At 23.4% G+C, this 9,457-nt stretch carries 11 protein-coding genes; 2 read left to right on the forward strand and 9 right to left on the reverse strand.

What is annotated here, in order from left to right; all coding sequences use genetic code 11:
- Positions 1-48: 48 nt before the first annotated feature.
- From BN346_RS12420 to BN346_RS12445, 6 genes are all read right to left on the reverse strand, one after another.
- Positions 49-387 (reverse strand): winged helix-turn-helix transcriptional regulator, encoded by a 339-nt coding sequence (locus BN346_RS12420; protein ID WP_040328969.1) that lies wholly within the window; start codon positions 385-387, stop codon positions 49-51.
- 422 nt (positions 388-809) lie between these two features.
- On the reverse strand, positions 810-2,897 hold the full coding sequence (locus tag BN346_RS12425; protein WP_040328970.1) for a methyl-accepting chemotaxis protein: 2,088 nt from the start codon (positions 2,895-2,897) through the stop codon (positions 810-812).
- Between the two features lie 308 nt (positions 2,898-3,205).
- On the reverse strand, positions 3,206-3,817 hold the full coding sequence (locus tag BN346_RS12430) for a P-loop NTPase fold protein (RefSeq protein WP_040328971.1): 612 nt from the start codon (positions 3,815-3,817) through the stop codon (positions 3,206-3,208).
- Positions 3,818-3,849: 32 nt separating this feature from the next.
- Positions 3,850-4,632 carry a class I SAM-dependent methyltransferase gene (locus BN346_RS12435; protein WP_040328972.1) on the reverse strand — a complete coding sequence of 261 codons (783 nt, stop codon included), beginning with the start codon at positions 4,630-4,632 and terminating at the stop codon, positions 3,850-3,852.
- A gap of 14 nt (positions 4,633-4,646) precedes the next feature.
- Positions 4,647-5,144 (reverse strand): hypothetical protein, encoded by a 498-nt coding sequence (locus BN346_RS12440; protein WP_040328974.1) that lies wholly within the window; start codon positions 5,142-5,144, stop codon positions 4,647-4,649.
- 152 nt (positions 5,145-5,296) lie between these two features.
- Entirely contained in the window at positions 5,297-5,839 is a 543-nt protein-coding gene (locus tag BN346_RS12445; protein WP_040328975.1) for a signal peptidase II, read from the reverse strand.
- Between the two features lie 155 nt (positions 5,840-5,994).
- Between BN346_RS12445 and BN346_RS12450 the strand changes: the two genes are divergently transcribed.
- Positions 5,995-6,390: a hypothetical protein gene (locus tag BN346_RS12450; protein ID WP_040328976.1), complete on the forward strand. Its 396-nt coding sequence runs from the start codon at positions 5,995-5,997 to the stop codon at positions 6,388-6,390.
- Positions 6,391-6,408: 18 nt separating this feature from the next.
- Here BN346_RS12450 and BN346_RS12455 read toward each other — a convergent pair whose 3' ends face one another.
- Positions 6,409-6,792, reverse strand: coding sequence for a YbgA family protein (locus BN346_RS12455; RefSeq protein ID WP_040328978.1), 384 nt, complete (start codon positions 6,790-6,792; stop codon positions 6,409-6,411).
- A gap of 176 nt (positions 6,793-6,968) precedes the next feature.
- On the opposite strand from BN346_RS12455, the gene BN346_RS12460 reads away from it, so the two are divergent.
- Positions 6,969-7,352 carry a SatD family protein gene (locus tag BN346_RS12460; RefSeq protein ID WP_040328979.1) on the forward strand — a complete coding sequence of 128 codons (384 nt, stop codon included), beginning with the start codon at positions 6,969-6,971 and terminating at the stop codon, positions 7,350-7,352.
- On the opposite strand, the gene BN346_RS12465 is transcribed toward BN346_RS12460, so the two are convergent.
- Both BN346_RS12465 and BN346_RS12470 read right to left on the reverse strand, forming a co-directional pair.
- Positions 7,332-8,141: a DUF3307 domain-containing protein gene (locus BN346_RS12465; protein WP_040328981.1), complete on the reverse strand. Its 810-nt coding sequence runs from the start codon at positions 8,139-8,141 to the stop codon at positions 7,332-7,334. The two genes, BN346_RS12460 and BN346_RS12465, sit on opposite strands and share 21 nt — an antisense overlap.
- On the reverse strand, positions 8,131-8,889 hold the full coding sequence (locus BN346_RS12470; RefSeq protein ID WP_040328984.1) for a SatD family protein: 759 nt from the start codon (positions 8,887-8,889) through the stop codon (positions 8,131-8,133). The genes BN346_RS12465 and BN346_RS12470 overlap by 11 nt, the downstream gene beginning before the upstream one ends.
- Positions 8,890-9,457 lie beyond the last annotated feature (568 nt).

A 9,457-nucleotide genomic window follows, 5' to 3' on the forward strand; every position in this document is an offset into this window, starting at 1 on the left:
GTTGATGTCTATATGATTATTGATTATTGAATGACTGCCAGTTATCAATTAAATGTGTTTATCACAATTAAGGTTATCATTGCTCCAACAAATCATCTTCTCCATAATTGGAAGAAGTTTAACACCGGAATTACTCAAATAGTATGTTGATTCCACAGTGTTGTTGAATAACTTTTTCTCATTAACTACAATTCCGTTTTCAATTAATAATTCTAATTGTTGCTTTAACATTTTTTTACTACAACCATCTATACATTTTTGTAATTCTCCAAATCTCATTTTTTTATTATTCATTCTCCAAATTATAGCAGCAATCCACTTTTTACCTAGAATATTTGAAAGTGCCTCTATGGGGCATTGATATATAATATTATCTGCATTATACATATTTATTTCTCCTAATTATTTATAATCCATAATTATACCTTATTCTATATTTTTTTCAAAGTTAGCATTTATGGAAAATATATTATTTTCATCCAAGTTAACTTTAAAGTATTTATAATAATAGTATTTTTATTTAGTCTTTTTATATAGGGTTCCAAGTTCAAATTCAAATGAAAAACTTTTTCTTTACTACTACTATTCTCATTTAATACTTAAATAATTTCATTTTTCAGCTTGTTTTCCTATATTAATTGATAAAGCAACATGCACTAATTGTATATTTGTATGAATACTATATCAAATATCATAGCATACAATCAATTAGGTACTTTTTAGTAACCACCAAAATAATAAGAACCATATACAAATGTATACAGTTCTTATTATTAGTTATTTGATTTCTAATTATTTTATTTATAAAGTTAGATTTTAAATTTATCAACAGCTTGGTTTAATTTTTCTGAGATAATATTTAATGATGTAGATAAGTTAGACACTTCTTTTGTCATATTAAATTGATCTTCAGCAGAAGCTGTTACTTCCTCAGCTATAGATGAGGTTTCTTCTACTCCATCTACAATTTTATTAATAGAATTTATTATATCATCTTTAACATGATTTAATCTTAAAGATTCGTCTAAAGCATCACTTATATCATTAGATAATGTATTTATTGAACTTATATTCTTTTTAAATATTTCCTCTGAACTTTCAACGGCACTATTTAAATCTTCTACTACGGATTTTACTTCCTTCATCATAATTACTGAGTTTTTAGAATTATCTTTAATTTCTTTTATGAAATTATTTATATCATTGGTAGCAAGTTCTGTCTCATTGGATAGTTTTCTTATTTCATCTGCTACTATTGCAAACCCTTTACCAGCTTCCCCAGCTCTAGCAGCTTCTATAGATGCATTAAGCGCCAATAGATTTGTTTGAGATGATATTGTTTGGATAGCATCTGTAAAGTTTTGTGCATTATTGGCATTACTAACTATTTTATCTATAATGCTTTCAAACTCTATTAATTTATCAATACTCTCATTTTTCTTTTCCTTTAACCCCTGCATTTCATCTAAAGCATTTAAACTACTAGTTTTAGTTTCGGTAGAGACACTATTAACTTCATTAATCTTTTTAGAAATGGTTCCTATACTTGTATCTACATACCCTAGATTTTCGCTAATATTAGAAGCTTTATCTGCTTGTGTTACAGTTCTTGTAGCTAAATTCTCCATAGCATTAACTACTTCTTCTGTTGTCTTAGATGAGTTTGTAGATAGTTTTGTTAAATTTAAAGATCTCTCCTCTAAGTTTAGAGTTAAATCTTTTATATCCCCTATAATAGAACACATATCATCTTTTAATTTTTTTGTAGATTTAATTAATAATGATGTTTCATCGTTTCTATTTGCTATATTTCCATCTAATTCTACACTTAAGTCACCAGAAGCAATTTCATTTAGAACTTCTGATGTTTTAATTATAGGATTTGTTATTTTATATGCTATTATTACTAAAGCTATAAAGGCAACTCCTATAGTTAACAATGCTAAAAATATTATAACTTTATTAATTGTTTTTATTATTCCATATAAAGAATCTTCTTTAATAAAACTTACTAAAGTCCTATCCAATCCATCTATTTTATTACTTTGAACAATATATTTAATCTTATCTAGTTCTGTAGTAAATGTTGAGCTATCTTTTTCTAATGCACTATCGAGATTTTTTATATTTAAATCTTTTATGGATTTAGAGGTGTTTTCTTCACTTGAATCTGCTAATATTACTCCATTTTTATCAAGTAACAGATACTTTTCACTTTCATCATTCTTCATACTTGATAAAATTTGAGAAATTCTATTGTCATAAACATCAATTCCTATAACACCAATAATCTCACCTTTTGAATTTTTAACAGCAGTAGTATTACTTACAACAAATTTATTTTCAAAATCTATGTATGGATCACTTATGTTAATTTTATCTGGATTTGCAACAGCATTTGTATACCATTCTCTGACTCTTGGATCATATTTTGAACTTATTGAAGTTTCCGGCCATTGAACATAGCCACCATCTTTAGTTGCTAAATAGACATATTGAGTACCAGAATAAGTTTCTCCATATTTTTTGAAAATTTCATACAATTCTGTTTCTAATCCTCCATTTTTAGAAGGGGTCATTGGAACTTTTTCTTCTGTTCTATTCATATAAGAAGTTATAGTTCCGGTAAGATTTGTAACTTTATCATTTTTAGATAAAAGCATTATATCGTTTTCAAGAGATTTTTGAAAATTAATTAAATTTAACTGAAGAATATTTCTTTGATTATTTAATTTTTCTATGTTTTCTTCTTTTAATATACTTTTTATACTTATATTTAGTCCTAAGCTTATAACAACTGACATTCCAATTAATATAACTAAAACACTTGATATTAATCTTGTTTGAATACCTTTTCTAAACTTGAAATAATTTAAGTTTAAGCCAAAAACACGCATATACTATATTTCCTCCTAATTAATTAATAATATTTAAATTTTCTGCATTTATAAATAAGATTTTATAAATATATAAAACTTACTATTAGTAATCGAAGAAAAATATAAAAACTTTATAATTTAACTAATAAATTGAAATTATTGTTGAATTTTGTATATAATATAAACATTGACAAAATAAATTCTAACATTAAGTAAAAAAAGCATGTTTTCACATGCTCTCTTATATATATTTAAACTACTAATTAAATTTTCAAGAATAAATCATATTTTATTAATGTATAGCAATTAATTTTTTCTTAAAAAAGTTAAAATTCACATATAATAAAATCTGCATTTTCTTTTGGAGAGCATTCTGAAAAATATATTTTTTCAGCTGGAAAATATCTTCTTTTGTATTTAGATTTAATAGCATTCTCATTACCTATATAGACATCTCTTTTTAAAACCCTCTTTAATCTAATTTCTTGTGGTACATCTATAAAAATCATAAAATCGAAGTATTCCTTTATAATAGGTCTTTGTAAAAATACACCTTCTATTATTAGAATTTCTCCCTGCTTTAAAGATAGAAATTTTTTATTATAGTTGTCATTTTCTTTATTATAAATTTCTATTGTATTTTCAAATTCATTATTTAACTTAATAGGCTTTAATATTTCTTCTAGTAAATAATCATATCTCCATTGAAGATTATAGAAGCAATACCATTCTTCATTTGAATCGTTATATCGAACATTTCTAGGTGTTATAAAATCATCGATATGAAGTATACTGCACTTATAGCCCTTTTGATTTAAGTTCAATTTTAATGATTTCACAAAAGTAGTTTTGCCAGCACCTGTTCCACCATCTACACCAATTACATATATTTTATTAGAAAAATCTTCATTTAAAATTTTGTGTAATATTTTATCCATTACATAATACATCCTATCAATATTATAGGAATTTAATATTTTTTTGCTGAAATATATATTACAGGCATTTCAAAAACTAAATTATCTTCATCATAAAAATTTTCAAGTGCATCATAAATATCACTTTTAAAAGAATGAAATTTTTCAAGGCCTAAATTTGAAACTGCATCTATTATGTTTCTAAATGCATTAGAGTTCATTTCATTCCACCAATCATCTTTTGTTTTATAGATAACCTTCTCTAAACACTGAATAATTTCTATACTTGTAAATCCTACAGAATTTAATAAATCATTATAATTTGCTACTTTTTTAATATTATTTTTAACATGTAAATATTTGTTAACAATAGCATTTAACCATTGTTGATTTAATTGAATTCCCCAAATACTTATATTAAGTTTACCATTGTTTTTTAAAATTCTAAAAATTTCATTTAAATTATTTTCATTTACTTCAATACTAAAACCACATAATACATTATCAAAATAATTATTTGGAAATGTTAAATTATTTATATTCATATTTATAAGTTCTACATTATTAAATTTGTTATTTTTAATATCTTTATATGTTTCCTTTATCATTTCATTTGAAATATCAATTCCAATGACCTTTCCATTAACACCAACTTTTCTTATGGCCGGAAACAAACTAGCACCTCTTCCAAAACCAATATCTAATATTATTGAATTTAATTTTATGTCTGAAAAAGAAACTAACTTTTCACCAAATCTATTCCAATAATCATTACCTGATTTACTAAAACTTGTAGCTACTTTGTCCCAAATTAAAGTTGAATTTGTTTTACTCATAATAAAAATCCTTTCTATGAATCTATTGAAATTGGCTTAACATCTTTTGAATATTTAAGTTTTAATTTAAGCTTCCCTTTTGCGTTCTTACCTACAATTTTAATTCTACTAGTGCCCTTCTTTATGTTTATATCTTTACTTCCAGAAGCACTTTGCTCTAAAATTGTACTAACTTCTTTTTGTGGTGATATAATTACAACTTTAAAATCACCTTTTGAAATTTTGGAGTCATAATTTATAGTTAAAACTGCATCTTTTTCTGCTTCAATTTTCCATCGTGTATCCATACCAGTAAAGTTAAACTTTATATTAGTTGTATTTTTCTTATTTTCACCACGTTCACTTAAATAAGAATAACTATCATAATCTAAAGCTATCTTGCTATCATCATCATATATAAGTAATTTATCATTAGATGAAAAATTCATTCCTGTACTTAAATTGTATCTAATAAGTAAAAATAGAAGTACAATTCCTAAAATTACTATAATAAATTTTATAAACTTTTTCATTTAAATCCTCCAGTTATAAAGTTAATATACTAAATTTTATTACTACAACAATACAATTTAGAACAAGTTAATGTTGAATTCATTTATTTTAATTTTTTAAACTTTAGTAATTTTTCTAAAAAACAAATGAAGCTTGTAAAACTAAAAAGTTACTATGATTTTAATTTAAATTGATTTTTTATAAATATATAATAATCTTTCCTTAGAGCCTTTTCATCTAAATCATTTAACTTTTTTAAATTTCGTAATGCAGCTATTAGGATTATAATTTCAGCTATACTTATATATACATCTTTCATATCAAAAGTAAAAAATCCATGTATTTTTATATAATCCAGGCTACCATTCCAAAATATTTTATCTATAATTGAACATATTGCACCTGAAAAAAAGAAAACTCCAAATAGATTACTAAATAGATTTTCTTTATAACGATAGTTGTAATACATATAAATTGAATACGATACCAATAAAATAAGAACAACCAACAGTGTAGAAAAAATCTTACTCATATCTAAATTTAATAAAGAATTAATGTAGGAATATTTAGAATTCAACGTTGGTGAAAAAGATATTAAATCTTTTATTAGTGGTTTGCTCATATTATAATAATTTTTAACTATAAGTTTAATAACTTGATCTAAAACTATTAATATAAATGTTAACATAATGTATTTCATATTTTTCTTTTTCATAAATCCTCCTTAAAGGTGTTTTTGTATATTTTAACATAATATGCAAATATATAAAATTTAAATTTTATATATTTTACTTATTAAAATTTTATATACAATTTTTATAAAATGGTATATTATTAAATTATAAAATTTGTCATATAAGGAGAATAGTTGTGGAAAGTTGTTTGAATTTATCTTCTTATAAAGATGTAGAAGATTATAAAAATGATATAGATAATGCAATTCAAGATATTTTAAATAGAAATGAGAGATTAACATTTGCTTCAGTAGTTAAGAATGTAGATATAACTCCTATTACTATAAGTAAGTATCCAGAACTTAGAATGTACATATTAGAAAATATAAAACTAAAAAAAGAAATAAAAGTTATAGATGATAAAATAAATAGAGCTACAAGTAAAATACTTAATTCCAAAGAAAACTTAACTTTTATGGGGTTAGTTAAAAGATGTAGGTTTTCTTTAGAACTTGTTTATAAAAATCCATATATAAAAGAAAGTTTACTTAAAGTTTTAAAAGAAAATACAATTAGGACATCTAACTCCTAATTGTATTTTCTTTTAAAACTAATAATCAAAATAATATGAGTTTAATAAATAGGAACTTTTATATTTTATTGCATATTCTTTTAAAACGTTCTTTACTTTATATAATTCAATTTCATCATTAACATACTTCTCAAGATACATTAAGAAAACGTTTTTATCCTCTTTGGAGGCATTTTTTTTAAAGTACCCCCATATATGTTGTAATGTGTTTATGGACTGACTTTTTACAGGCTCTAGTTTACAAATAGAATCTATTTCAGCTGTGAACATATCATATGTATACATGTTTAATCCAATGTTTTTACTTATATCCTTATATTTTTTATAGGATCTTTCCATAACAACATATTTATATTTTGCCCAAGTAATATCTATATTTTTCCTAGAAACATTTTCATTCAAGATTAAAACCTCCTTAAAAATACATTGTTTCAATTTAAAATATTTTACATATTATGTTATAGGGGTTAATTTATACTTATAAGTTAAATACAAGTTAACTTAAAAACATAAACTATATTAGAGTTAACTGTATTTAGTAAACTCTTTTACGTTAATTATTGTGTATGGAGGAACTTATGTTTTTAACTATGATTTGTGATATTAAAAACTCAAGACATATAGATAATAGAGAATTTGTTCAGATGGAGATTATAAGCACATTGAAAAAATGTAATAGTATTTTTGAGAAATATATAGTTTCACCATTTATAATAACTCTAGGTGATGAGTGGCAAGGTCTTTTAATAGAAAACACACCTTATTTAGATATAATCTCATTTCTTGAACAGTCTTTACCACAAAACATTAAATTTTATACCGGAATAGGTATTGGTGCTATAACCATTCATAATTTTGAATTAACAGTAAATCAATTAGATGGTCCATCATTTTATCTTGCAAGGAAAGCTATAAAATACGCTAAAAAGAATAATTGTTCATTAATTATTATGAAAGAATAGTTTACGTATAATTAGCCCCCCTATTAACGCAGTTATAAAACTAATAAAAGTACCTATAATAAAATACTCTGCAAAACTTTCATTTTCCAACTTTTTAAATCGTGCTATAGATTTTGTAGCTAAAACAAAACCTATTAAAGAGGGTTGATCTATAAATATTATAATCATTATAAATATTCGCTCTAATTTCCCTATTATAAGTCCACCATGTTCTGCGCCATTATTATTATTTGTATTAGGAATATAAATATTGTTTTTATATAGAAACTTGTACCTTTTAGTGTTTAAAGAGCTTATAAACATTTTTATAAAAATACCAGTAAAGCTTGTACATATTAAAACTATTAAAATTGAAAGTAATACTTTATTATTCCAATTTAACATTGACTTAAAATTAATTATATTATTGAAATTAATATTAGGACAAAAAATAACTATAACAATTATATGAAAAATTTGATCCAGTACAAATACAATTACACTACTTTTAAGCCAAGAATACTTAATTATAAATAATGATTTTAGTAAATCTATAATAAAATGAAAAATTGAAATTAGTAGTATACTTATATAATAATTCACTATGGACATTTTAGATAATAAAGAAAAAATCCAAAGCAATAAAAACATACCTAAGCAATGCAAAATACTATGAATAGTATTTCCCTTTAATATAGATATTTTATTATTATCCTTTGGAAATCTTAGATTTATTATGTATTCATTTTGTAGTGTAAAGTCAAAAATACAATGAGAAATTAAAAATATTAACAATACGCTAAAATACATTATTACTCCTCTCCAACACTTGTAAATAAGTTTTAAATAATGATCGTATCATTTTTCTATTATAAACTGTTAAAAAGTAACTACAAGAATTTAATCTTTGAGAAATATTTGATTTAGACAAATTAGAATTTATATCTATCATGTTATTATATGACCCATGTTCTTCATATAATTCTATAAACTCTCTTTGCTTATCTGTAAATTTATTTTCAATAGTTTCATTATTTTCAATTAAGTTATTTATTACTTGGTTTAAAGTTACTACTTCAGTATCTTCAGTTGTTACGGCTATTTCATCTAAAATAAACTCATTATAAAAATCTGTTGGGATTTCAAGACCCTTAAAAAATACTTTATTATATTTTGATTTAATATCTTGTCCATAGAATCCTTTAATTTTTTTAGCTATATTTAAGGCTTCTCTTGCATTAATAAATGCTTCTCCATCCATTTCTCGAGTATCTTTTGATAAATTTGTAGATATTCTTCCTATACCTATGCCGCAATAAATATCTATTTTGTTTTTTAATAGATATCTTTGAAAATATTTAAATACATCATAACTTTTTTGTGGAACACTTAAAACAATTTGCCATTCATCACCTAGTGTAAAATTTATAGGTGCAACTAATATATTTTTATATTTTTCATTAGCTATTTTAAAAAACATCTTCAATTTTTCCTGAAGTTCTTCTCGTTTTTTTATTTTTCTAGAACTTACAATATCTATATTTATGACGCTGTACATTATTTTTATCTCCTTCTGAAGTTCAAATTCAAAGAATCATTAAGCTTATCTATATTAAATTCTACTTATAATATTATAATCCTTCATTTACTCACAACATTTATAGTATTACCATATTTATTAAATTATATAATAATATTATAAATTAATCCTATACATATAACTTAGCTTTCATATAGGTTTCCAAGTTCGAAGTTTAAATAACATCTTTATCAAGTTATATTATTGAGTTTACAGTTTATTCTATTATCATGTTGGAAACCAATTAAAAAGTAAGAGTGAAGAGTGAAAAGTTATAGATTAAAACTTAGAGTTAAAATTTTAAGTTGAAACATGAATAACTTTTTTATTTCATCAAGAAACAGGAATTATTTAAATTAGTATTTCTTTAAAAATTGATTTAGAAAATCTTATTAATTTGTGTTTTATTTTCAAGACCTGAACCCAAGGACGGGTTCAGCGCCTGCCTAGACAGGACGTCGATTCAGCCGTTTAGTCTTGAAAATAAAATAGCAAATTCATTAGAGTTTCTTTGAAATTTTTATGAATAACGTTTTAAATAATTACT

Origin of the sequence: Clostridium ihumii AP5 (assembly GCF_000612845.1) — a bacterium.
Taxonomy (GTDB): Bacteria; Bacillota; Clostridia; order Clostridiales; family Clostridiaceae; genus Clostridium_J; species Clostridium_J ihumii.